This is a genomic window from Streptomyces lydicus (assembly GCF_001729485.1).
Classification (GTDB): Bacteria; Actinomycetota; Actinomycetes; order Streptomycetales; family Streptomycetaceae; genus Streptomyces; species Streptomyces lydicus_D.
Map to the genome: position 1 here is coordinate 6,604,606 of NZ_CP017157.1, position 23,868 is coordinate 6,628,473.

Here is a 23,868-nt window from a genome sequence, read left to right on the forward strand (position 1 = left end):
CCCCTCGGCCGCACCGGGGGCGACCCCCTTCACGACCACACCCTCGCGTACAGGAGAATCGAGCCATGAGCAACCCCCAGCAGCTGCGCTACAGCAAGGAGCACGAGTGGCTGTCGACCGCCGAGGACGGCGTCTCGACGGTCGGGATCACCGAGCACGCCGCCAACGCGCTCGGCGATGTCGTCTACGTGCAGCTCCCTGAGGCCGGCTCCACGATCACGGCGGGCGAGACCTGCGGTGAGCTGGAGTCGACCAAGTCGGTCAGCGATCTCTACGCGCCCGTGGACGGCGAGATCGTGGAGATCAACGAGGACGTCGTCAGCGACCCGTCGCTGGTGAACTCCGCCCCGTTCGAGGGCGGTTGGCTGTTCAAGGTGAAGATCAGCGGCGAGCCGGGCGAGCTGCTGTCGGCCGACGAGTACGCCGCGTTCATCCAGAGCTGACGCCCTCCCTCCCCAGCCACCGCCGGTAGGTACCCCCTCCCGACCTCCGCCCCAGAAGACGGTGCCGCGCGCCGACCCCTTCTTAGGAACTCTCATGTCGATTCTCAACAGCTCCCTGCACGAGCTGGACCCCGATGTCGCCGCCGCCGTGGACGCCGAGCTGCACCGCCAGCAGTCCACCCTCGAGATGATCGCCTCGGAGAACTTCGCCCCCGCCGCCGTCATGGAGGCTCAGGGGTCGGTCCTGACCAACAAGTACGCCGAGGGCTACCCCGGCCGCCGCTACTACGGCGGCTGCGAGCACGTCGACGTCGTCGAGCAGATCGCCATCGACCGGATCAAGGCCCTCTTCGGGGCCGAGGCCGCGAACGTCCAGCCGCACTCCGGTGCCCAGGCCAACGCCGCCGCCATGTTCGCCCTGCTCAAGCCGGGCGACACGATCATGGGCCTCAACCTCGCCCACGGCGGCCACCTGACCCACGGCATGAAGATCAACTTCTCCGGCAAGCTCTACAACGTGGTGCCCTACCACGTCGGTGAGGACGGCCTGGTCGACATGGACGAGGTCGAGCGCCTCGCCAAGGAGACCCAGCCGAAGCTGATCGTCGCCGGCTGGTCCGCCTACCCCCGCCAGCTCGACTTCGCCGCCTTCCGCCGCATCGCGGACGAGGTCGGCGCCTACCTCATGGTCGACATGGCCCACTTCGCCGGCCTCGTCGCCGCGGGCCTGCACCCCAACCCGGTGCCGCACGCCCACGTCGTCACCACCACCACCCACAAGACCCTCGGTGGTCCCCGCGGCGGCGTGATCCTGTCCACCCAGGAGCTCGCCAAGAAGATCAACTCCGCGGTCTTCCCCGGCCAGCAGGGCGGCCCGCTCGAACACGTCATCGCCGCCAAGGCCGTCTCCTTCAAGGTCGCCGCCTCCGACGACTTCAAGGAGCGCCAGGAGCGCACCCTCGAAGGCGCCAAGATCCTCGCCGAGCGCCTCACCCGTGAGGACGCCAAGGCCGTCGGCGTCGACGTCCTGACCGGCGGCACCGACGTCCACCTCGTCCTGGTCGACCTGCGCAACAGCGACCTCGACGGCCAGCAGGCCGAGGACCGCCTGCACGAGGTCGGCATCACCGTCAACCGCAACGCGATCCCCAACGACCCCCGCCCGCCGATGGTCACCTCCGGCCTGCGCATCGGCACCCCGGCCCTGGCCACCCGCGGCTTCCGGGCCGAGGACTTCCGCGAGGTCGCCGACATCATCGCGGAGGCGCTCAAGCCCAGCTACGACGCCGAAGCCCTCAAGGCCCGCGTCACCGCCCTCGCCGAGAAGTTCCCGCTCTACCCGTCCCTGTGACGCGTCTCATGCGGTGAACCCCCGGCCCGCCGGACTTCGGCGGGCCGGGGGCCGAACGGGCCATGAGCCCGGGGCCGTTGGTCCCGGGCTCATGCTCTGCGCAGCCCGTTGTCGCCCCGCCGTCGGCACATCCGAAGGAATCCCGGGTCTTTGGCCACAAATAAGGTGGTCGACGGCACAGAACAGCGACCCTTTCAACGGCGAGGGGGCATCGACGACGGCAGGACGGACCACACCTCCCATGGACATGAGCGCGGGCGACCGCAAGGGGCTCAGCCTCTTCGCCCTCATCATGATCGGCATCGGATCGATCTTCGGCTCCGGCTGGCTCTTCGGCGCCGGCGCCGCCGCCCAGGTGGCGGGGCCCGCGGCACTGGTCGCCTGGGTGATCGGCGCCGTCTTCATCGGCATGATCGCGATGTCCTACGCGGAGGTCGGCGCGGCCTACCCGATCCCCGGCGGCATGGCCCGCTACGGCCATCTCTCGCACGGGCCGGTCCTCGGCTTCCTGACCGGCTGGGCGGTGTGGATCGCGGTCGCCTCGCTGATCCCCATCGAATCGATCGCCGCCACCCAGTACATGACGTCCTGGGACGTCGACTGGGCACAGGGCCTGGTCGACCCGGCGTCCCACCGGCTCACCCTCTCCGGCACGGTCACCGCGCTGGTCCTGACCGTGGTCCTCTGGCTGACCTGCTACTGGTCGGTCCGGCTGCTGGCCCGCGCCAACACCGTGCTCACCCTGGTGAAGTTCGCCATCCCGGTGCTCGCGGTGGCCGCGCTGATCGCCTCCGGCTTCCACACCTCCAACTTCACCGCGCACGGCGGCTTCGCCCCGTACGGCTGGCCGGCCGTGCTCACCGCCGTCACCACCTGCGGCGTGGTCTTCGCCTTCAACGGCTTCCAGGCCGTGGTCAACCTCGGCGGCGCGGCCAGGAACCCCGGCCGGGCCATCCCCGTCGCGCTGGCCGGCGCGCTCGCGCTGGGCCTGGTGCTCTACCTGGCGCTGCAGACCGCGTACCTGGGGGCGGTGCCGCCCGGGCAGCTCGCGCGGGCCGGCGGCTGGCAGGGCGTGGACCTCAACTCGCCGTTCGCCGACCTCGCCAAGCTGCTGATGCTGCACTGGGTGGTCACCATGCTGCAGTTCGGCGCCTTCATCTCGCCGGCCGGTTCCAACATCGCCAATGTCGCCTCGGCCGCGTACATGGTGACCAACCTCGCGGAGACCGGCTTCTTCCCCCGGAAGCTGGCGGCGGTGCACCCCCGCTACGGGACCGCGCGCCCCGCGATGTGGCTCAACCTCGGCTTCTCCGTCCTGCTGCTGCTGACCGTCGGACGCAGCTGGCAGGCGCTGGCCGGGGTGGTCTCGGCGGCCATGGTGATCTCGTACCTGATCGGCCCGATCGCGGTGGGCGTGCTGCGGCGGACCCGGCCCGGGCTGCCCCGACCCTTCCGGCTGCCCGCCGCCGGGGTCCTGTGCCCGGTCACCTTCGCGTTCGCGGCCTGCGCGCTGTACTGGTCGAAGTGGCCGGACACCGGGAAGGTCGCCCTGCTGACGCTGGTGTCCGTGCCGGTCGCGGTGCTGGTGCTGCGGCGCAAGGGCGCGGGCGCGACGGGCCGCGCGGCGTCGGACCGGCTGCGCTCGCAGCTCGCGCCGGCCTGGTGGATGATCCTCTTCCTGGTCTGGATGGCGACGCTGTCCGCGCTGGGCAGCCCCGACTTCGGCGGCCGCGGCCTGATCCCCGGCGGTCTGGACATCGCCCTGGTCGCGCTCACCGCCCCGGCCTTCTACTTCTGGGCCGTACGGGCCGGGGTCAGGGCGCACGAGGCGGGCCTGACCGGCACGGAGCCCGCCACCGCGGCGGCTCCGGCACCCATTGTTACCCCCGACGACGGACGCCCGATGGTTTCCGTCTGAGGGCACCGCGCCGGGTCCGCGTTACGCTCGAAAACCGGCACGGAATCGAACCCCTCCCCACAGCTTTTCGTCCGCTTCACCCGCTCCACCGTCCACCACGAGCAGACAAGGGAGTCCGCCACCGTGGCCATCTCCGTCTTCGACCTCTTCTCCATCGGCATCGGCCCCTCCAGCTCCCACACCGTCGGCCCGATGCGCGCCGCCCGGATGTTCGTCGGACGCCTCAAGAAGGACGGCCTGCTCGCCCAGACCACCGCCGTGCGCGCCGAGCTGTTCGGCTCACTGGGCGCCACCGGTCACGGTCACGGCACGCCCAAGGCCGTGCTGCTGGGCCTGGAAGGCCACTCCCCGCGCACCGTCGACGTGGAAACCGCCGACGACGAGGTGGAGCGCATCCGCTCCACCGGCCGGCTGCGTCTGCTGGGCGCCGAGATAGGCAGCGCCCACGAGGTCGCCTTCGACGAGGCAAGCCAGCTGATCCTGCACCGCCGCCGCGCCCTGCCGTACCACGCCAACGGCATGACCCTGGCCGCCTACGACGCCACCGGCGCGCCCCTGCTGGAGAAGACCTACTACTCGGTGGGCGGCGGCTTCGTCATCGACGAGGACGCGGTGGCCGGCGACAACCCGATCGTGCCCGACGACACCGTGCTGAAGTACCCCTTCCGCACCGGCGACGAGCTGCTGCGGCTGACGCAGGACACCGGCCTGTCCATCCCGGCCCTGATGATGGAGAACGAGAAGGCGTGGCGCACCGAGGACGAGATCCGCGCCGGGCTGCTGGAGATCTGGCAGGTCATGCAGTCCTGCGTGGCGCGGGGCATGTCGCGTGAGGGCATCCTGCCCGGTGGGCTGAAGGTCCGCCGCCGCGCGGCGAGCTCGGCCCGCAAGCTGCGCGCCGAGGGCGACCCGCAGGCCCTGGCGATGGAGTGGATCACCCTCTACGCGATGGCCGTCAACGAGGAGAACGCCGCCGGCGGCCGGGTGGTGACCGCCCCCACCAACGGCGCCGCCGGCATCATCCCCGCCGTGCTGCACTACTTCGTCAACTTCGTCCCCGGCGCCGATGAGGACGGTGTGGTGCGCTTCCTGCTCGCCGCCGGCGCGATCGGCATGCTGTTCAAGGAGAACGCCTCCATCTCCGGTGCCGAGGTCGGCTGCCAGGGCGAGGTCGGCTCCGCCTGCTCCATGGCCGCCGGTGGCCTGGCCGAGGTCCTGGGCGGCTCCCCCGAGCAGGTCGAGAACGCCGCCGAGATCGGCATGGAGCACAACCTCGGCCTGACCTGCGACCCCGTCGGCGGCCTGGTGCAGATCCCGTGCATCGAGCGCAACGGCATGGCCGCCGTCAAGGCCGTCACCGCCGCCCGCATGGCGCTGCGCGGCGACGGCCGCCACCACGTCTCCCTCGACAAGGTCATCAAGACCATGAAGGAGACCGGCGCCGACATGAGCGTCAAGTACAAGGAGACGGCGCGCGGCGGACTCGCCGTCAACATCATCGAGTGCTGACGTGCCGGCCGCCGGCCCCGGGCGCGGGGCCGGCGGTCGGGCGCTATCTGCCGATCTCCCAGGCGCAGGGCGGGAGTTCGCGGGCCCGGGAGTAGATGTCCAGGGCCTGGCGCGCCGGGACGAAGGGGTGGACGCGGGCGCCTTCGAGGCCGGCCAGCAGGCGGGCGCAGTGCTGGACGCAGCCCGCGACCTCCCTGCCGTGGCGGTCGACGATGGTGGCGGCGTCGTGCGGGCCCTCGCAGGGGGTGGGGTCCTTGGCCGCCGCGGCGGGGCAGCGGCCGGTGCGGGCCGCCGTGGGCGGCAGGGCCTCCCCGGCCGGTGCGGGGCGCGGGGTCGGGGCGTCGAGCGGCTGATTCATGGCGTGGTGTCCCCCGGTTGATGCGGTGGTACGTGCCGTGGGCGCGGCTCCGGGGTGGCGCGATTGCTGCGGTCCCCGGGGCCCAGGACAGTGCTGCTCGGTGCGGGAGCCGTCCATGCCGCCTTGGGGAAGACCTGGTCCGATCGTCAGCTCTTCATGGGAATACGCGCCAAAAAGGGGCGTACGGCGCACAAAGCAGCGCGTACGGAGGCGCGCGCGACGCGCACGCGGCCCTCACGCGGGGCCGGCACCGCCCGGTTCGGGAATCCCGTCCGCCGCGTCCCGGTCCGGGAGGGCGTACCGCTCCAGGAGCAGCGCGAGGCTCAGCACGGTACCGGCCAGCAGCCAGCCGCCCAGCACGTCGCCGGGCCAGTGGACGCCCAGGTAGACCCGGGTGAGCCCGACCGCGACGGCCCAGAGGGCGAGCACCGCGCACCAGGTACGGGCCGGGCCCCGGCCGGCGTACCGGGCGACCCCCCAGGCCAGGAGGCCGGCGGCGAGCGCGGAGGTGGTCGCGTGGCCGGAGGGGAAGGCGTAGCCGGAGGCGCGCCCGGCCCAGTCGGCGAGCAACGGCCGCGGCCGGGCGAGCAGCTCCATCAGGCCGTAGCGGACGGCCTGGCCGACGGCGAGGACGGCCACCGCGCAGCCGACCGCGCGCAGCCGTCCGCGCGCGCCGCGACCGGCCAGCAGGCCCGCAAGGACGGCCATCAGGTACGGCACCGGGCCGGTTCCGGTGGCGGTCAGCGCGCCGGCCGCCGAGCGCAGCGGTTCCCCGCGGTGCGCCAGGGCCCAGCGGTGGGCGGCCACTTCGGGGGCGAGCGGGGCGCCGTGCCGTACCGCGACGGTGACGGCCACGGCGGTGAACAGCGCGGCGCAGAGCGCGGCGAGCGCGAGGAGCGTCCGGGTACCGGGGCGCGGGCCGGGGCGGGCGCCCCGGCGACCCGGCTGCGGCACCGGTCCGGCGCCCCGCTCCGGTCCGGTCTCCGCGTCCCCTGCGGGCCCGGTCACCGCGCGGCCACCAGAGGGCGCAGCCGGGTGGCACCGATCCGGTCGACGACCGGCGCCGCGCGGCCGGCCAGGGGCGTGAGCCACCAGGCGACGAGGGTGCCGACGAGCAGGCCGACGGCGGCGTCGTGCGGGTAGTGTGCGCCGATCCAGACGCGGGAGGCCGCCATCAGGAGCGCGGCGGGTACGGCGATCCGGCCGAGCCGCCGGTCGCACAGGAGGAGGGCGACCGCGGCGGCCGCCGCGATGGCGGAGTGGTTGCTGGGGAAGGACCAGTCCCCGAGGCCGGGGCAGACCTCGACCGTGACGGTGTGCAGCGTGCGGCAGGGCCGCTGTTCGTCGAAGAGGCTCTTGAGCACGTCGTTGAGCAGGAAGGCGGCGACCACGACGGCGGGGGCGGCCAGCGCCCGCGCCACGGCGCCCGCCCCGCTGCGCCGCGCCCGCCACCACGCGAGCAGCATGAGCACCGCGAAGAGGACGAGTCCGTAGTCGCTGAAGCCGGTGATGACGGTGTTCAGGCCGTGCGGGGCGTGCCGGGCCAGGTGGGTGACCGCGACGTAGGCGCCGCCGTCGATCGAGGCTCCGCCGAAGGCGAGGTGGTTCACGGGTGCTCCTTGGCGGCGTGCGGGGGTTACGGGGGTGCGGGCGGGCGGCGGGGCCGGGTCAGGTGCCGGGCGGCGGGGTCGGGGTGTCGCCGGGGGTCGCGGCCGGGCGGCGGCGGGCGCGGAGCACTTCGAGGGCGATCGGGGTCAGCGAGACCAGCACCACGAGGGCGACGATCGGCAGCAGATAGCGGTCGACGTTCGGTACGGACGCGCCCAGCGCGTATCCCGCGAGGGTGAGGCCGAGCGTCCAGACCAGGCCGCCGGTGACCTGCCAGAGGGTGAAGGTGCGGGCCGGCACGTTGAGGGCGCCGGCCAACGGGTTGAGGACGGTGCGCACGACGGGGACGAAGCGGGCCAGGACGATGGCCTTGGCGTGGCCGTAGCGGGTCAGGTACTCCTCGGCGCGGGCGGCGCCCTCGCGCAGCTTGCGGGCGCGACTGCGGGCGAGCAGGCTGCGGCCGCCGCGCCGGCCGATCCAGTAGCCGGTCTGCGAGCCGGCGAGCGTGCCGGCCGCGGCGGCGGCGAGCACCTGCGGCAGGGCGAGGTGGACGGCACCGCCGGCGCCCGGGACGCACAGCAGCCCGGCGGTGAAGAGCAGCGAGTCGCCGGGCAGGAAGAAGCCGACGAGCAGCCCGGTCTCGGCGAAGAGGACGACGGCGACGCCGACGGCGCCGAAGGTCGCGAGCAGCGAGCCGGCGTCGAGCACGTCGACGGCCTGGCCCATGCCCGCCGCGCCTCCCGTCACCTGCGCGAATGCGGCGGCTACGGCCATGTCGGTGGCCCCTCCCATAATGGTTGCGGGCCTGCCGGGCGGCCGGCCCGACCGACTACAGTCACGTAGACGGTCTACGAACTGTAGACGACAACCAGCTGAAGGGCGTTCCATGTCGCAGACACCCCCCGCGCGGCGACGCCCCGCCGGCGAGCTGGAGGCGAGCGTGCTCGCCGCGCTCTGGGCGGCCGGGGTGCCGCTGAGCCCGGCCGAGGTGCAGGGCGCCCTCGGCGGCCGGCTGGCCCGTACGACCGTCACGACGATCCTCACCCGGCTGCACGACAAGGGGGCGGTCTCCCGCTCCCGGGCCGGCCGGGGCTTCGCGTACTCCCCGATACAGGACTCCGCGGGGCTGACCGCCCGGCGGATGCGCAGCGAACTCGACAAGCAGGACGACCGCGGCACCGCGCTGGCCCGCTTCGTCTCGCAGCTGACCGACGAGGACGAGCAGCTGCTGCGCACCCTCCTGGAGGGCGCGGGCGGCGACGCGGCGCCGGCACCGGACGCCGGCCCGCGGACCGGCCCCGGGGCCGCCCCGTGATCGTCGCCGTATGGATCCCGCTGCTGATGCCGCTGCTCGCGGTGCCGGCCGCCCGCCGGCTGGCCGAGTCGCTGCCGCCGCGCCCCGCGGCCTGGCTGCTGACCGGCTGCGCCGCCCTGCTGGCCGGCTGCACGACCGCCGCGCTCGGCCTGCTGGCCACCGCCGGCGCGCTGCGGCTGCCGCCGGTCGCCGCGCTGGAACACCTCTCGCGGCCGCTGCTCGGTGACGATCCGACCGTCTCGGTCCCGGCCGCGTGGGGGGCCGTCGGGCTGCTCGCCGCCTGCGCGTCCGCGGTGGCGTACCGCACCGCCCGGCACCACCGCGAGCTGCGCGCCGCCCGCCGCGGCACCGCCGCGCACCCGGTCTCCGGCGACCTGTGCGTGCTCCCCGACGCCGCACCCGACGCCTACGCCCTGCCGGGAGGGCCGGGACGGCCAGGACGGGTGGTGGTCACCGCCGGCATGCTGCGCGCGCTGTCGCCGGCCGAGCGGGAGGCGCTGTTCGCCCATGAGCGGGCCCACCTCGCGGGGCGGCACCACCTCTTCCTGCTCACCGTCGCGCTGGCCGCCGCCTGCCACCCCCTGCTGCGCTCGCTGCGCGCCCCGCTGGCCTTCGCGCTGGAGCGCTGGGCCGACGAGTCGGCGGCCTCCCGGGTCGGCGACCGCCGGGTGACCGCCCGCGCCATCGGCCGCGCCGCGCTGGCCGCCCGCCCGGAGGCCCCCGCGTCGCACCGCCCCCGCACGGTCCTGGCCGCCACCACCGGCCCGGTCCCCCGCCGGGTCGCGGCCCTGCTCGCCCCCGGCCCGGTGCCGCACACCCCCGCGCTGCGCACCGGCTTCCGCGGCCGCCGGCTGATCGCCGCGGCCCTGCTCACCTGCGTCACCTTCTCCGCGGCCGGCGCCCTGGACGCCGCCGCCGACCTGCACCAGACCGTCGAGGTCGCCCAGGGGGAGACGACCGGGCGCTGAGCACGGACCGGCCGGGAGCGCGTCGCTCGCCCCTCCCGCAGCCTTCCGCGGCCCGCTTCAGGCCCCGGCCCGGCGCCCCGCGCCCTCGTCGTTTCCGGTGCGCCGGCCCCTCCCCACCGTGAAGCCAAGGGTGGCGCCGCCGCCCGGGCGGTGGGTGGCGAAGGCGTGGCCGCCGTGCGCGGTGGCGATCTCGCGGACGATGGCGAGGCCGAGGCCGGAGCCGGGCAGGCCGCGGGCGGCCGGCGCGCGGTAGAAGCGGTCGAAGACCCGGGTGAGGTCGGCCTCGGCGATGCCCGGGCCACGGTCGAGGACCTCGATGCGGGTCCCGGTGACGAGCACCTCGATCGGCTCGGTGCCGCCCGCGTCGAATTTGGCGGCGTTCTCCAGCAGATTGGTCAGCGCCCGGCTCAGCGCGGCGGACCGGCCCTCGACGACGGCCGGGCGGACGGTCCGTACCGCGATCTCCCGGCCGGTGCGGCGGCGCGCCGAGGCCGCCGCCTTCTCCGCGACGTCGGCCAGGTTCACCTCGGACAGCGGGTCGTCGTCGCCCTGGCCGGCCGCCAGATCGACCAGCTCGTTGACCAGGTCGCTGAGCTCCCTGGCCTCCCCCGCCAGGTCGGCGAGCAGTTCCTCGCGGGCGTCCGGCGGCAGCTCGTCGAACCGCTTGAGCAGCGAGATGTTCGTACGGAGCGAGGTCAGCGGGGTGCGCAGTTCGTGCCCGGCGTCCTGGACGAGGCGCTGCTGGTCCTGGACGGCGCTGGCCAGCCGCCCGAGCATGTCGTCGAAGGCCCGTCCGAGCCGGGCGACCTCGTCGCGGCCCGCCACCGGGACCGGTACGTCCAGCCGCCCGTGCTCCGCCACGCTCTCGGCGACCGCGGTCAGCCGCACCAGCCGGCCGGTGATCCGGCGTGCCAGCCACCAGCCGCCCGCGCCGGCCAGCGCGATGACCACGGCCGCCAGCAGTGCGGTGCGCTGCTGGAGCGCGGAGAGCAGGTCCTCGGTCTCGCTGAACTTCTGGGCCACCTGCACCGCGCCGCGGCCACCGCCGAGCGCCACGGTCGCGACGTGGTACTCCTCGTCGCCGATGTCCGCCTCGCGCTGCGCGTACCGGCCGGGCTGCCGGTCCGAGGCGATCCGGCGCTCCTGGGACCCGACGGGCAGCGCCGGGCGCCCCAGTTCCACGACCCGGCCGCCGGCGCCCAGCACCTGCACGTCCGTACGGGTGGGCCGGGTCAGATCGTCCCGCGGCCCGTCGTGGTCGGGGTCGGAGGTCGCGTAATCGGCGGGCTGGAACGGCTTCTCCTGGACCTGGGCCCGCAGATCCCGTACGACCTCGGAGAACACCGACTTCTCGTCCACCCGCACCAGCCGCGCCGCCGCGTCGTAGCTCAGGAACCCGACGAGCACGGTCACCCCCGCGGCGCCGACGGCGAACGCCACCGCGAAGGCGGTCCGCAGACTGGCGGGCCTGCGGGTGCGCAGCCAGGCGTTCCGGCCGCCCCGCCGCCAGGCGGCCGCCCAGGCGCGCAGCCGGGCGCGCAGCCGGCCCGTCCGCCGGGCGGCGCCCGCGGTCCCGTCCTGCCGGGTACGGCGGCGCGGCGGGCGCATCTCAGTCCTCCCGCAGGACGTAGCCGACGCCCCGCACGGTGTGGATCAGCGGGCGGCTGCCGGGCACGTCGACCTTGCGGCGCAGATAGCCGACGTACACCGCGAGGTTCTTGGAGCCGGGCCCGAAGTCGTAGCCCCAGATCCGGTCGTAGATCGTCGAGTGGTCCAGGACGATGCCGGCGTTGCGGGCCAGCAGCTCCAGCAGCTCGAACTCGGTCCGGGTCAGCTCCAGCTCGCGCTCACCGCGCCAGGCCCGGCGGGAGGGGCCGTCGATCCGCAGGTCGGCGGCCTCCACGACACCGCTGTCGGCCGCCCGGGCGGCCGACGCCTCGCCCGGCTCCCCCGCCTCGCCCGCGGCCTCCGCGCCGGTGCCGGCCGCGGCGCCCTCCCCCGCCGTGGTGCGCCGCAGCAGCGCCCGCAGCCGGGCGAAGACCTCCTCGACCTCGAACGGCTTGACCACGTAGTCGTCGGCGCCGGCGTCCAGACCGGCGATCCGGTCGGCCGTCTCGACCCGGGCGGTCAGCATCAGGATCGGGGTGCGGTCCTGCTCGGCCCGCAGCACCTGGCACACCTGGAGCCCGTCGATGCCGGGCATCATCACGTCCAGCAGGATCACGTCCGGCCGCTCGCGGTGGGCGGCGGCCAGCGCCTGGATGCCGTCGGCGACGGCGGTGACCCGGTAGCCCTCCAGGGTCAGGGCGCGCTCCAGCGCGGTGCGGATGGGGCGGTCGTCCTCGGCGAGCAGTACGGAATGCGTCACCCGGCAAGTCTGCCAAGGTCACCGGGGTGCGGCCGACGGCGGCCGGACCGGGCCCGGCTTTCTTACCCGGCTCTCACCCGCGCTTCTTACCGCGCTCTCACCCCCGCCACGCCCTCGGCTTACCCCTTGACGACACGGTTGCCCCCGTGCCGGACGGGGCCGGTCGCGGCGGCCCGGTGCCGCGGCGGGGGCCCGCACCGGTCGGAACGACCGGTCACACCTCGGGAAGAACACGACACCGTATGAAGATCACTCTGCTGCTGCACAACGCCTACGCCATCGGCGGCACCATCCGCACCACCTTCAACCTCGCCGCCGCGCTGGCCGACCGGCACGACGTCGAGGTCGTCTCGATGATGCGGCACCGCGAGGTCCCCCGCTTCACGCTGGACCCCCGGGTGCGACTGGTACCGCTGGTGGACACCCGGGTGGGCAGCGCGGACATGGCCGATCCGCTCTTCGGCGAGCCGGCACAGGACTTCCCGCTCGCCGAGAAGCGGCACCACCAGTACAGCCGGCTGATCGACCTGCGCGCGGCGGAGTACCTGCGCGGCACGGACGCGGACGTGCTGATCGGCACCCGCCCCGGCATCAACGTCTACCTGGCCCGCTTCGGTCCCCGCCGGGCGCTGCGGATCGCCCAGGAGCACCTGCGCCACGACGCGCACAGCAAGCCGCTGCGCCGTGAACTCGCCCGCCACTACCGGACGTTGGACGCCGTGGTCACCACGACCGAGGCGGACGCCGCCGTCTACCGTGCGCGGATGCGACTGCCCGGCGTACCGGTCCTGGCGGTGCCGAACATCGTGCCCGCCCCGGTCGGGCCACTGTCCGAGGGCACCTCGAAGGTGATCTCCGCGGCCGGCCGGCTGGTCCGCGGCAAGCGCTTCGACCTGCTGATCGAGGCGTTCTCCGCGGTCGCCGCCAAGCACCCCGACTGGCGGCTGCGGATACACGGCGGCGGCGCCGAGCGGGCGCAGCTCCAGGGGCTGATCGACGGTCTCGGGCTGGCCGAGCAGGCCGAACTGACCGGGCCGCGCTCGCCCATCGAGGCCGAGTTCGCCAAGGCGGCGATCGTGGCGTCGGCCTCGGACGCCGAGTCGTTCGGCATGACGCTCGTCGAGGCCATGCGCTGCGGGGTGCCCGTCGTGAGCACCAACTGCCCCTTGGGGCCCGCCGAAATCATCGACCACGGCAGCAACGGGCTGCTGGTCCCGCCCGGCGATGGGCAGGCGCTGGCCGCCGGGCTGCTCGAACTCATCGAGACGCCCGAGCGCCGCCGGGAGATGGCCGAGGCCGCGCTGGCGAGTTCGGCCCGCTACGCCCCGGAGCCGATCGCCGAGCGCTACCAACTCCTGTTCGACGAGCTGCACTCGACGCGCGTCGCCCGCGCCTGGCAGCGGGCCGTGGGCCGGGCCCGCGACCGCGCGCGCCGGCTGCTGCGGCGGGCCCTTCGGCGCTGACGCCCGGATCGTCCGCCCGCGCCCGGCGGGCCGGGCGCACCCCGTACGGCGGGGCCGGTCCGGTCGGCGGGACCGGCCCCGCACTCACGCCCGCGCACATCGCCCCGTTCCGTCGCCTCCCATGAGCCGCAATATGCCGGTGCGTCTTGCAACTTCCCGACAACTCTCTGGCGTCCTTGCCGAGGAACATGCTGAACTGCTGGAACGAACCGGCACACCTACGCATCGCAACGGGACAGACAAACGCACGGAGCGCACGGAACACTCCACGGCAAAGAGCGCGGGCCCGCACGGATCACGAGCCCGTACGGAAATGACGACACCGCCGGAAAGCCGGCAACACCGTGGGTGGTTCGCGCAGTTGGCGCTTCGCATCCGCAGGTCCGATCGACAGGAGGCCGTTCATGCTGCACGGTGTCGATGTCAGCGCCTACAACACCTCGTATTCCGCCGAGGGGTTGGACTTCGTTTTCGTCAAGGCGACCGAAGGCCGTTCCTACATCAATCCCCACCAGAACACGCAGGCGGCAAAGGCCCGTAAGGCAGGCTGCGTGGTCGGTTTCTACCACTTTCTGTGGCCCGGGAATATCGCGGCCCAGGCGCGGTATTTCGTCGAGAAGTGCGCCTCGGTGCACGGCGACATCCTGGCCTGCGACTGGGAGCGCACCGGCGAGGGGACCTGTGCCAGCACTGCGCAGAAGGACCAGTTCCTGCACGCGGTGAAGAACCTGCGCCCCACCCACCGCGTGATGCTCTACTGCAACCGCGATTTCTGGCTCAACCACGACACCACGTCCTACGCGGCCGACGGTCTGTGGATCGCCGACTACGTCAGCGCGGGGCATCCGCGGATCAAGGCGAAATGGCGCATCCACCAGTACACCGACCGCCCCCTGGACAAGGACGTCGCGGACTTCTCCAGCAAGGCCGCCCTGAAGAAGTGGGCGCACCCGGCATAAGGTTTCCTACCGGTGCGCGGATCCACGTCACCGCGCGTACGCACGGGGCGCACCCTGCGTGGGCGTACGGAACACGTGGGTGACGGCGGCCGCGCCACAACCCTGTCAGAGCCGCGCCGTGCCCGTACGGTGCGGCGCGTGAGAACCAGAGGAGCAGCCGTGAGCGACCCGGCGTCCAAGACCCTGCAGCAGGAGATCGCCCGGGATCTCCAGGTGACCGCGTCCTTCGACGCCGAGCAGGAGATCGAGCGCCGGGTGACGTTCCTCACGGAGCGGCTGACCTCCACCGGCCTGCGCTCGCTGGTGCTGGGGATCAGCGGCGGCGTCGACTCCACGACCACCGGCCGGCTCTGCCAGCTCGCCGTGGAGCGGGCCCGGGCGGCCGGCCACGAGGCGACGTTCTACGCGATGCGGCTGCCGTACGGCGTCCAGGCGGACGAGAAGGACGCCCAGCGGGCGCTGGAGTTCATCCGCGCCGACCGCGAGCTGACCGTCGACATCCGCCCGGCGAGCGACGCGGCGCTGCAGGCCGCGCTGGACGGCGGGCTCACCTTCCGCGACGCGCGGCACCAGGACTTCGTCCAGGGCAACATCAAGGCCCGGCAGCGCATGATCGCGCAGTACGCGGTCGCGGGTGCCCAGGACGGTCTGGTCGTGGGCACCGACCACGCCGCCGAGGCGGTCTCCGGCTTCTTCACCAAGTTCGGCGACGGCGCCGCGGACGTGGTGCCGCTCACCGGCCTGACCAAGCGCCGGGTGCGCGCGGTGGCGGCGGCGCTGGGCGCCCCGCGGGAGCTGGTGACCAAGGTGCCGACCGCCGACCTGGAGACGCTCGACCCGGGCAAGCCCGACGAGGACGCGCTCGGCGTGACCTACGACCAGATCGACGACTTCCTGGAGGGCAAGCCGGTCGACGGCGACGCCGTCGAGTCGATCGTCCGCCGCTACCGCCTCACGGCCCACAAGCGGGAACTGCCGATCGCGCCGTGACGCCGGGCGGGCGCTCCACCGGCCGCGGCGCTCCGCCCGGCCGGGGAGCGCCCCGGCCGCACGCGGCCACCGCCCCCGGCACGTCATGCGCCCGCAAGGGGACAGTCACCCTGCCGGTGCTAAACCGTGGGTGGCAGCGGGCATGCATGCGGCCATGGGAAGCCGCGAAATCCGATCGGAAGATCAATTGTCAGTGGGGCCGCCTACGCTCCGGGACATGGGTTACGCAAACCTGCGCGAACTCCAGACCGCGCTGACCACCGCCTCCGACCTCGCCTGTGCCCTGCAGTCCGCCCCCAGCCGGCGCGACGCGGACCAGCTCGTCGACGTGCTCCGCCAGGCACTGACCGCCGCCGGCTCGCTGGGCGCCGAGACCGGCCCGACCGGCTGCGCCGTCCATCCGAACGGCGCGGTCGACCCGCTGTACGGCGACCCGGAGGACCCCCTCCCGCCCGGCTACGGCAAGTGCCTGCTCTGCAACGACCGCCGCCGCCGGGCCGACGCCCACCACCCGCACATCCGGCCGCGCGCCCGCCCACGCCCCCGCCGGATCGGCGCCTAGGGACTGTCGTGCGGCCGGTCGGACTACCATCCGCGCATGCGACCTGCCAGATACAGCGATGAGGACCTCGACCAGCACTCCCTGCGCCGGCGGGTGCCCGACGACGGGCAGCGGTCCGGGTTCGAGCACGACGTCGACCGGATCCTGTACTCGACGCAGTGGCGGGCGCTGGCCGGCAAGAGCCAGGTGGTGGCGAGCGCCGAGCTGGGCGCGTACCACACCCGGCTGACGCACTCGATGAAGGTCGCCCAGCTCGGCCGCCGGATGGCGGAGCGGCTGGAGCGCAAGTACGGCGGTCCGAACCCGGCCCTCGTCGAGGCCGCGTGCATGGCGCACGACATCGGACATCCGCCGTTCGGGCACGCCGGCGAGCTGGCGCTGCGCGCCACCATGGACGAGCTGCACTTCGCGGACGGGGTGCTGGACAGCTTCGAGGGCAACGCGCAGACCCTGCGGGTGCTGACCTTCCTCGCCGCCCACAAGTACCCGGGCCACCGCGGACTCCATCTCACCCGCGCCTGTCTGGACGCCGCCACGAAGTACCCGTGGGAGCGGACGCCGGCCGACCAGGATCCGGCGCGCCATGTGAAGTGGGGCGTGTACGTCGCCGACCGGGAGGCGTTCTCCTGGGTGCGGGCCGGCCGTACGGACACCTCCGTGCCGGTCGAGGAGCAGGTCATGGACTGGGCGGACGACGTCACCTACGCCTGCCACGACGTCGAGGACTTCTACCGCACGGGCCTGATCCCGCTGGCCGCGCTCTTCCCGCCGGACGGCGCGGCGGGCGGCGACACCGAGCGGGAGACCAGGCGCTTCCTGGACTACGTGGCGGCCAAGCGGGCGCGGGCGGGCGAGCCGTTCGACCGGGCGGCGGCGCTGGTGATGATGGCGGACATCGGCAAGCGGCTGGCGGTGCCCGCCCCGTACAGCGGCAGCCATGAGGACGCGGTCGCGGTCAACCGCCGCACCGCCGACCTGATCTCGTACTTCACCCGGGGCGTCGAGCTGGAGGTGGGCGGCACCGCGGCGATCAGGTACGGGGCGCGGCTGGTGATCCCCGAGGACCGCCGGGCCGCCTGCGACCTGCTCAAGGAGCTGGTGTGGTGCTACGTCATCGACCGGCCCGCGCTGGCCACCCAGCAGCACGGCAAGCGACGGGTCGTCAGCGAGCTGCTGCGCTGGACCCATGACGCCCCCGAGCTGCTGCCGCCGGACCGCGCCGAGGAGCTGGCGCTGCACGGCGACCGGCTGCGCACCGCGGCCGACCACGTCGCCTCGCTCACCGAGGACCAGGCACTGGCCCTGCACCGACGGCTGTCCGGTACGGGCCTGGGCTCGGTGAACGACAACGTGTGGCTGTGAGCGACGGGCGGCGGCGCGGGCCGTGCGCACAGGTCCGGCCCGCGCCGCGCCGCCGTGTCGCTAGGGGGTGTCGTCCCGGTCCTCGCGCCGCTTGCCCGGCCGCTGCGCGATCCGGCCCAGCACCGCGGCCACGATCAGCGCGCCCACCGCGACGAGCACCGCGTCCGGTACGCCGTTGCCGATCCGGGTGGCCCATTCCTCCACCCGGAACTCGCTGTCCGCGTCGAGGACGCCGGGCAGTGCGCTGGTCCCGTTGAAGCGCAGGAACAGCACGCCGATGCCGATGAAGAAGAGCCCGGACAGCAGCGAGGTGGTGTGCAACCGCAGCACGCCCAGGCGCAGTTCACGGCCCCGGAGCCAGCCCCGGCCGCCGAGCCGGAAGCGGTCCCACAGCAGGGCGAGGACGAACAGTGGCAGGGCCATGCCCAGCGCGTACACGGCGAGCATCGAGGCCCCGTACACGGGGTTTCCGCTGACCGCGGTCACCGTCAGCACCGCGCCGAGGATCGGGCCCGCGCAGAAGCCGGCGAGGCCGTAGACACAGCCCAGCAGGAAGGTGGAGACCGCCGAGCGGGGGGTGATCCGGGCGGCCGCGGCCTGCGCGCGCCGGGAGGCGAAGCCCAGGCCCAGGATCTGCGCCACCCCCAGCGCGATGACGACCCAGCCGCCGACCGCGACCAGCAGCTCGCGGTGGCCGTTGAACAGCCGGCTGGCCGCCGTACTGGCCGCGCCGAGCGGCACCAGGGTCGTGGCCAGCCCCAGGTAGAACACGCCGGTGCGGGCCAGCAGCCGGCCGGGGGAGGCGAGGGAGTACGCGAAGAACGCCGGCAGCAGCAGCGCGCTGCACGGGCTGATCAGGGCGAGCGCCCCGCCCAGGAACGCCGCGAGGTAGCCGATGTCGGTGGTCATTTCCCGGCCCCCGCGCCCTTCGCGCCCTTCGCGTGCGCCCTGGCCGCGGCGTCCTCGACGGCCTGCGCGAAGACCTCGGTGGGCTGGGCGCCGGCCACCGGCCGGCCGTTGACCAGGAAGGACGGCGTGGACTGCACGCCGAGCCGGTAGCCCTCGTCCTGATCCTTCTTCAGCGCCCGCTCGGCCCCGGCGCTCTTGAGATCGTCGCGGAACCGGTCGAGGTCCGGCACCCCGCCGGCGCGGGCCAGCTCGACGAGCTCGTCCTCGGCCAGCGCGGCGCCCTTGCGGGTCTTCGCGTACAGCACGTCGTGCAGCTGCCAGAACCTGCCCTGCCGGCCGGCGGCCCAGGAGGCGCGGGCGGCCCGCTCGGAGTCGGCGCCGAAGACCGGGAAGTTGCGGAACTCGATGCGCAGGGTGCCCGCGTCGACGTACTTCTTGATCAGTTCCGGCTGGGTCTCCCGGGTGAAGCGCCCGCAGAACGAGCACTGGTAGTCGGCGTACTCGACGAGCACCACCGGCGCGTCCTTCCGGCCCTTGGCCAGCGGGTCGCCCTCCTGGCGGCGGCTGGTCTGCCGGGCGAGGTCGTCGAACATCTTCTGCTGTGCGGGGTCCTCCTGGGACCCGGCGGAGGCCGCGGCCTCCGGGGCGCCGGCGGGGCCGGGGTCACGGTCGCCCTCGACGGCCTTGCCGACGGCGATGCCGAGGGCGACCACGGCGACGACGAGCGCGACGATCGCGCCGATGGCGGCCAGTTTGCGGGTGGGAGAGGCGGAAGCGGGCATGCGAAAGCTCCAGACGTACGAAAGGGGAACAGGGCCGTGTGCGTCGGGGCTTCGGCCTATATCCGCAGTACGAGCAGGAGTGCGGTGTGGTCGGCGGAACGGGCGCCGTCGGTCGGTGGCCGGGCGAGCGCGTACTGCGCCGGCAGGTCGGCGGCCAGCGGGCCGGCGCCGGTGGTGGCGGGGGCCAGGGGCTCGCCGCGGTGCGGCGCGGGGAGCGGAGCGGACTCGTCGGGGCTCGGCGCATGGCGGCCGGAGCACCGCTTGGGGACGGCCGCTACCGGGACGGCGGCCGCGGCCCGCTCGCCGTCGTCCGCCACGGCGGCCCGCCCGCTCCCGTCCACGGTGCGCACGCCGGGACCGGGCCCCCACGCCTGCTCACCGCCGTTACGGCACAGCAGCGGCCCGAAGGCGACCGCGAGGAGGAGCAACAGCAGCACCGCCGGCCGGTGCGTCCGGTGCATGTCCCTCCTCCTGCCTGCCGCGAGCATCAACGGCCCATCCTACGGACCGTCGGCCGACGCCCGGAGCACCGGCCGCGCCGCGGGTCAGCGGTCGGCGATCCGCATCTCGAACCAGGTCGTCTTGCCGCGCGGCAGCAGATCGACGCCCCAGCGGTCGGAGAGCTTGTCGACGAGGAAGAGGCCGCGCCCGCTGGTGTCCATTTCCTGGACGGGCATGAGACAGGGCAGGCCGCGGGACGGGTCGCGCACCTCGATGCGGATCCAGCCACGGCGGCGCAGCATCCGCAGCCCGAAGGTGCGGGCGCCGGTGTGCCGCACGGCGTTGCCGACGAGTTCGGAGACGAGCAGCACGGCGTGCTCGGCGAGCTGCGGGGTGAGGGACCACTGTCTGAGGAGGACGGCGGCGGTCAGCCGGCGCGCGATGCCGGCGGACTGCGGACGGGACGGCAACCGGACCTCACCGAGGGTCGGGTCACCGACGAGATCGACGGCCGCGGGCGCCGGGCCGCGCGGCGCCAGAGCCGGTTTCCGGTGCGCACCGGGGATGCCCCATCGCGCGGCGGCCGGATCACTCCGCGGCCGCGGCTGCTCCATTCCTTCGAGGCCCGCCATGTCTCCCATCATGGCTGCTACCCGGCGGTCGGTGGGGTGGAACCGGCGGAATCCGTTGCCCGGAATCAGTGGTTCCGTACCCCCCTCCGGACCTCGGCCAAAGCCCGACAAACTTCCGGGGGCAACCGGCTGACCTGCGACGACATCGGGCCGCCGAGCGAGCGGCCCGATGCGTCAACAAGGTTGCCTTAAGGCGTGGTTAAGATTTCCCTCATTCGCCCACACGAGGCATCCGGGCCCGGCCAAACCTCAGGCGCCCCACCAACGTCACGCGTTTCAGCGGAACTTGGCCTTGCCGGGCCCTTCCTCGACGAAGCTGCGCATCCCGGTCTCCCGGTCCTCGGTCGCGAACAGCCCCGCGAACCAGTTGCGTTCGATGGTCAGACCGGTGTCGATGTCCGTCTCCAGACCGGCGTCGACCGACTCCTTCGCGGCCCGCAGCGCGAGCGCGGGGCCGGTCGCCAGCCGCGCCGCCCAGGCGTGCGCGTGCTCGTAGACCTCGGCGGCCGGCACCACCCGGTCCACCAGCCCGATGGCGAGCGCCTCCTCGGCCTTGACGTGCCGGCCGGTGAAGATCAGGTCCTTGGCCTTGGACGGGCCCACCAGGCGCGCCAGCCGCTGGGTGCCGCCGGCGCCCGGGATCAGGCCGAGCAGGATCTCCGGCTGGCCGAGCTTGGCGTTGTCGGCGGCGATCCGGAAGTCGGCGCAGAGCGCCAACTCGCAGCCGCCACCGAGCGCGTAGCCGGTCACCGCGGCGACGACCGGCTTGGGGATGCGCGCCACGGCGGTGAAGGAGTCCTGCAGCGCCTTGGAACGGACCACCATCGCCGGGTGGTCCATGGCCTGCATCTCCTTGATGTCCGCGCCGGCCGCGAACACCTTCTCGCCGCCCCAGATCACGACGGCGCGCACGTCGTCGCGGCGGGTGACCTCTTCGGCCAGCTCGCGCAGCCGGTCCTGGGTGGCGATGTCCAGCGCGTTCATCGGCGGGCGGTCCAGGCGGATGGTGCCGACGCCGTCGGCGACCTCGAGATTCACAGTCATGCGGGAAGGTTAGTACGCGTTAACGACAGCGGGGCCGGTGCGCTGTGTCACAGTGCACCGGGCCCGCTGTCGTGTGCCGGTCTCCTACTGCGCGGCCTTCCACTTCTCCCAGGAGAGGTTCCAGTCGCTGAAGCCGTTGTCCGGCTGGATCGTCTCGTCGTGCGAGTTCTTCACGATGACCACGTCGCCGATGAGGGAGTTGCGGAAGAACCACGCCGCCGGGGTGGAGCCGTCGCCGCCGCCGCGCTCGTCGAAGAGGCCCACACAGCCGTGGCTGGCGTTGCGGGTGCCGAACGTCGGCCGGCCCGACCAGTAGTTGCCGTGGATGAAGGTGCCGGAGGTGCTCAGCCGCATCGCGTGCGGCACGTCCTTGATGTCGTACTCGCCGCCGAAGCCGACCGTGTCGCCGTTCATCCGGGTCACCGGGTGCTTCTCGCTGATCACCATCGTGCCGTTGTACGTCTCGGTGCCCGGCGCGCCCGAGGTGATGGGGATGGTCTTGAGCTTCTTGCCGTCGCGGACCACGGTCATCTGCTTCGACCGGGCGTCGACCGTGCTCACCTGGCTGCGGCCGACGGTGAAGGAGACTTCCTTGGCCTGGGTTCCGTAGACGCCGGGGCGGCCCTCGACGCCGTTGAGGTCGAGCTTCAGGGTGACTTTCGTGCCCGGCGCCCAGTACTTCTCGGGGCGGAAGTCGAGCCGGTCGTTGCCGAACCAGTGGCCCTCGACGGGCACCGACGGCTCGGCGCTGACCTTGATGGCGTCCTCGACGGCCTCGGGGTGCGTGATGCCGCGGGTGAAGCGGATCGAGACCGGCATCCCGACGCCGACCTGCTGGCCGTTCTCGGGGCTGTACTGGCCGATGAAGGTGTTCTTGGGGACGAGGGTGGTGAAGGCCGAGTGCTCGGCGGACTCCCGGCCGCGGCCGTCCACCGCGACCGCGTCGACGGTGTACCGCGTCGAGGCACCCAGATGGCCGCTCGGCTGCCACTGGGCGCCGGCGCCGGATATCTTCCCGTCGACCTCGTTGCCCTTGGCGTCCTTGACCTTGACGGACCTGAGCCGGCCCTTGCTGACGGTCACCTTCAGCGCGCCGCTGGTGGCGACGCCGTCCGCGCCGTCCTTGGGCGCTATCGTCACCGCGGCCTGGGAGGCGGCCCGGTCCGCGCCCGCCTTCCCCGCGCCCTTCTCGTCCTCGGTCTCGTCACCGCCGCACGCGCTGACCAGCAGCAGCGTGGCACCGAGCAGCAACGCGAGCGGTCCCCGGCCGCCGTGCGGCCACCGACGCCGGCGCGCCGGCACCCCCGGATTCGGCTGGACGTTCACCACTGGCCCCTTTCCCCCTCGCACGACCCGCTCCCCCGCGCGCGTCCGCGGGCGGCCACGCGCTTTTCGCTAGACAACCACACAGCAGTGACATGTGAACTGCCCGCGGAGGTCACCGTTCAGTCCCAAGTGCGGAGGTGGCCGGGGCCGTCGGCCCGGCGCCAGCCGTTCAGCGCACCGCCGAGCCGGCCCGCCACTGCTCCCACGGCAGGTTCCAGCCGCCGAGCCCGTTGTCCGGCGCGACGGTGCGCTCCGGGGAGTTGAGCACCACCACGGTGTCGCCGACGATCGACCGGCCGAAGAACCAGCCGGCCGGGGTGTCGGGGGCGCCGCCCCTGAGGTCCCGGAGGCCGACGCAGCCGTGGCTGGTGTTGACGCCGCCGAAGACCTCGGGCCGCGCCCAGTAGTTGCCGTGCAGGAAGGTCCCGGACCGGGTCAGCCGCATGGCGTGCGGGACGTCCGCGATGTCGTACTCGCCGCCGAAGCCGACGGTGCCGCCGTCCATCCGCGTCACCGAGTGCCGCTCCAGGATCACCATCCGCCCGTTGTACGTGGGGTTCTCGGCGTCGCCCGCGGTGACCGGCAGCACCGCGACGATCCGGCCGTCGCGCCGGACCGTCATGGTGTGCCGGGCGGCGTCGATGGTGCTGATCTGATCCCGGGCCACCCGGTAGCGGACGGTGCGTGCCTGGGTCCCGTAGACGTCCGGGGCGGCCTTGACCCCGCGCAGCCGCAGCCGCACCGTGATGACGGTGCCCGGCCGCCAGCGGTCGCGGGGCCGGAAGTCCAGCCGCCGGCGGCCGAACCAGTGGCCGGCGACCTCGACCTGCGGGCGGGCGGTGACGGTGACGGCGCGTTCGACGGCCGCGCGGTCGGCGACCGGCCGGTTGAAGACCATCGAGAAGATCAGGCCGGTGCCCACCGTGGCGTCGCCCTGGGGGGAGAAGTGGCCGGTGAGGTGGTGGACGGGCCGGGCGGTGCGGAAGGTGGTGCGGCGGACCGAGCGGTGGCCGCGGCCGTCCAGCGCCACCGCGTCGACGGTGTACGTGGCGCCGAGGTGGAGCGGGCCGCGGTCGGGCCGCCAGACCGTGCCGTCCGGCGAGATGCGGCCGGCGACCCGCTGCCGGCCGGCCGCACCGGTCCGGCTGACCTCAACCCGCTCCAGCCGCCCCTGCGGCACCCGGATCTCCAGCCGCCCGTCGGCCCGTACGCCGTGCGCGCCGTTGTGCGGGACGATCCTGATGGTCTCCTCCGGGGAGGGCGGGGTGCCCGGGTCGAAGAAGGCGGAGTCCGCGCAGCCGGTGAGCGCCACCGCCCCGGCGAGGCCGGCGACGGCGGCCAGGGCCAGACGGATGCGGCACGCCGTCCGCCCGGCCGGCCGGTGGCCCCCCGCCCGGTCCCGGGCCCGGTCCGGCGTGCGCCCCCGCGGCCGGATGCCCCCGTGGCGCTGCGCTCGGTCCCCTGCTCGGTCCTGCTGATGGGCGGTCATGTACCGGATTGTGACGGATGAATCCGATATTGGGATGTATGCCGCGTAACGGAATGTCAGCGGTATTCCCT

General features: G+C 73.8%; 24 protein-coding genes. 11 read left to right on the plus strand and 13 right to left on the minus strand.

The annotated features are described in order from the left end of the window. Nucleotides 1–65 precede the first annotated feature (65 nt). From gcvH to SL103_RS28575, 4 genes are all read left to right on the plus strand, one after another. On the plus strand, nucleotides 66–443 hold the full coding sequence (gcvH, locus tag SL103_RS28560; protein ID WP_069571827.1) for a glycine cleavage system protein GcvH: 378 nt from the start codon (nucleotides 66–68) through the stop codon (nucleotides 441–443). Between the two features lie 94 nt (nucleotides 444–537). Further along, nucleotides 538–1,794, plus strand: a complete 1,257-nt coding sequence (gene glyA / locus SL103_RS28565) for a serine hydroxymethyltransferase (RefSeq protein ID WP_069571829.1) — start codon at nucleotides 538–540, stop codon at nucleotides 1,792–1,794. A 241-nt stretch (nucleotides 1,795–2,035) separates the two neighbouring features. Then, nucleotides 2,036–3,712, plus strand: a complete 1,677-nt coding sequence (locus tag SL103_RS28570; protein ID WP_069571831.1) for an APC family permease — start codon at nucleotides 2,036–2,038, stop codon at nucleotides 3,710–3,712. Nucleotides 3,713–3,835: 123 nt separating this feature from the next. Next, the gene (locus SL103_RS28575; protein WP_069571833.1) at nucleotides 3,836–5,221 is read left to right on the plus strand and encodes an L-serine ammonia-lyase; all 1,386 of its coding nucleotides are present in this window, start codon (nucleotides 3,836–3,838) and stop codon (nucleotides 5,219–5,221) included. Nucleotides 5,222–5,264: 43 nt separating this feature from the next. Here the strand turns inward: SL103_RS28575 and SL103_RS28580 are convergent, their stop codons facing one another. From SL103_RS28580 to SL103_RS28595, 4 genes are all read right to left on the minus strand, one after another. Next, a complete protein-coding gene (locus SL103_RS28580; protein WP_208869975.1) occupies nucleotides 5,265–5,579 on the minus strand; it encodes a hypothetical protein in 315 nt (104 codons plus the stop codon). Between the two features lie 234 nt (nucleotides 5,580–5,813). Then, nucleotides 5,814–6,587: a phosphatase PAP2 family protein gene (locus SL103_RS28585; RefSeq protein WP_069571835.1), complete on the minus strand. Its 774-nt coding sequence runs from the start codon at nucleotides 6,585–6,587 to the stop codon at nucleotides 5,814–5,816. Further along, a complete protein-coding gene (locus SL103_RS28590; protein ID WP_069571837.1) occupies nucleotides 6,584–7,189 on the minus strand; it encodes a phosphatase PAP2 family protein in 606 nt (201 codons plus the stop codon). The genes SL103_RS28585 and SL103_RS28590 overlap by 4 nt, the downstream gene beginning before the upstream one ends. 58 nt (nucleotides 7,190–7,247) lie before the next feature. Next, a complete protein-coding gene (locus SL103_RS28595) occupies nucleotides 7,248–7,961 on the minus strand; it encodes a DedA family protein (protein WP_069571839.1) in 714 nt (237 codons plus the stop codon). A gap of 112 nt (nucleotides 7,962–8,073) precedes the next feature. Between SL103_RS28595 and SL103_RS28600 the strand changes: the two genes are divergently transcribed. Both SL103_RS28600 and SL103_RS28605 read left to right on the plus strand, forming a co-directional pair. Beyond that, nucleotides 8,074–8,502: a BlaI/MecI/CopY family transcriptional regulator gene (locus SL103_RS28600; RefSeq protein ID WP_069571841.1), complete on the plus strand. Its 429-nt coding sequence runs from the start codon at nucleotides 8,074–8,076 to the stop codon at nucleotides 8,500–8,502. Further along, entirely contained in the window at nucleotides 8,499–9,470 is a 972-nt protein-coding gene (locus SL103_RS28605; protein WP_099055469.1) for a M56 family metallopeptidase, read from the plus strand. Before SL103_RS28600 ends, SL103_RS28605 begins: the two co-directional genes overlap by 4 nt. A 57-nt stretch (nucleotides 9,471–9,527) precedes the next feature. Here SL103_RS28605 and SL103_RS28610 read toward each other — a convergent pair whose 3' ends face one another. Next, nucleotides 9,528–11,078: a sensor histidine kinase gene (locus tag SL103_RS28610; protein ID WP_069571843.1), complete on the minus strand. Its 1,551-nt coding sequence runs from the start codon at nucleotides 11,076–11,078 to the stop codon at nucleotides 9,528–9,530. A gap of 1 nt (nucleotide 11,079) precedes the next feature. Continuing rightward, nucleotides 11,080–11,838, minus strand: a complete 759-nt coding sequence (locus SL103_RS28615) for a response regulator transcription factor (RefSeq protein ID WP_069571845.1) — start codon at nucleotides 11,836–11,838, stop codon at nucleotides 11,080–11,082. 242 nt (nucleotides 11,839–12,080) lie between these two features. Between SL103_RS28615 and SL103_RS28620 the strand changes: the two genes are divergently transcribed. The 5 genes from SL103_RS28620 to dgt all read left to right on the plus strand — a co-directional run bounded on the left by SL103_RS28620 (nucleotide 12,081) and on the right by dgt (nucleotide 17,174). Further along, on the plus strand, nucleotides 12,081–13,301 hold the full coding sequence (locus SL103_RS28620) for a glycosyltransferase family 4 protein (protein WP_069571847.1): 1,221 nt from the start codon (nucleotides 12,081–12,083) through the stop codon (nucleotides 13,299–13,301). 404 nt (nucleotides 13,302–13,705) lie between these two features. Further along, a complete protein-coding gene (locus SL103_RS28625) occupies nucleotides 13,706–14,260 on the plus strand; it encodes a GH25 family lysozyme (RefSeq protein ID WP_069571848.1) in 555 nt (184 codons plus the stop codon). A gap of 159 nt (nucleotides 14,261–14,419) precedes the next feature. Next, nucleotides 14,420–15,250 (plus strand): ammonia-dependent NAD(+) synthetase, encoded by an 831-nt coding sequence (gene nadE, locus SL103_RS28630; protein ID WP_069571850.1) that lies wholly within the window; start codon nucleotides 14,420–14,422, stop codon nucleotides 15,248–15,250. A gap of 217 nt (nucleotides 15,251–15,467) precedes the next feature. Further along, the gene (locus SL103_RS28635; RefSeq protein WP_069571852.1) at nucleotides 15,468–15,812 is read left to right on the plus strand and encodes a hypothetical protein; all 345 of its coding nucleotides are present in this window, start codon (nucleotides 15,468–15,470) and stop codon (nucleotides 15,810–15,812) included. Nucleotides 15,813–15,848: 36 nt separating this feature from the next. Further along, on the plus strand, nucleotides 15,849–17,174 hold the full coding sequence (dgt, locus tag SL103_RS28640) for a dGTP triphosphohydrolase (protein ID WP_244304069.1): 1,326 nt from the start codon (nucleotides 15,849–15,851) through the stop codon (nucleotides 17,172–17,174). A 60-nt stretch (nucleotides 17,175–17,234) separates the two neighbouring features. On the opposite strand, the gene SL103_RS28645 is transcribed toward dgt, so the two are convergent. The 7 genes from SL103_RS28645 to SL103_RS28675 all read right to left on the minus strand — a co-directional run bounded on the left by SL103_RS28645 (nucleotide 17,235) and on the right by SL103_RS28675 (nucleotide 23,797). After that, nucleotides 17,235–18,083, minus strand: a complete 849-nt coding sequence (locus SL103_RS28645; protein ID WP_069571855.1) for a cytochrome c biogenesis CcdA family protein — start codon at nucleotides 18,081–18,083, stop codon at nucleotides 17,235–17,237. After that, nucleotides 18,080–18,865, minus strand: a complete 786-nt coding sequence (locus SL103_RS28650) for a DsbA family protein (protein WP_069571857.1) — start codon at nucleotides 18,863–18,865, stop codon at nucleotides 18,080–18,082. The genes SL103_RS28645 and SL103_RS28650 overlap by 4 nt, the downstream gene beginning before the upstream one ends. Nucleotides 18,866–18,921: 56 nt before the next feature. Continuing rightward, nucleotides 18,922–19,326: a hypothetical protein gene (locus tag SL103_RS28655; RefSeq protein WP_069571859.1), complete on the minus strand. Its 405-nt coding sequence runs from the start codon at nucleotides 19,324–19,326 to the stop codon at nucleotides 18,922–18,924. 84 nt (nucleotides 19,327–19,410) lie between these two features. Then, a complete protein-coding gene (locus SL103_RS28660; protein ID WP_079146032.1) occupies nucleotides 19,411–19,938 on the minus strand; it encodes an ATP-binding protein in 528 nt (175 codons plus the stop codon). Between the two features lie 276 nt (nucleotides 19,939–20,214). Next, complete coding sequence (locus SL103_RS28665) at nucleotides 20,215–20,982, minus strand: enoyl-CoA hydratase/isomerase family protein (protein ID WP_033266783.1); 768 nt, start codon at nucleotides 20,980–20,982, stop codon at nucleotides 20,215–20,217. 84 nt (nucleotides 20,983–21,066) lie between these two features. After that, nucleotides 21,067–22,308 (minus strand): L,D-transpeptidase family protein, encoded by a 1,242-nt coding sequence (locus SL103_RS28670; protein ID WP_079146316.1) that lies wholly within the window; start codon nucleotides 22,306–22,308, stop codon nucleotides 21,067–21,069. Nucleotides 22,309–22,477: 169 nt separating this feature from the next. Then, the gene (locus SL103_RS28675) at nucleotides 22,478–23,797 is read right to left on the minus strand and encodes a L,D-transpeptidase (RefSeq protein WP_079146033.1); all 1,320 of its coding nucleotides are present in this window, start codon (nucleotides 23,795–23,797) and stop codon (nucleotides 22,478–22,480) included. Nucleotides 23,798–23,868 lie beyond the last annotated feature (71 nt).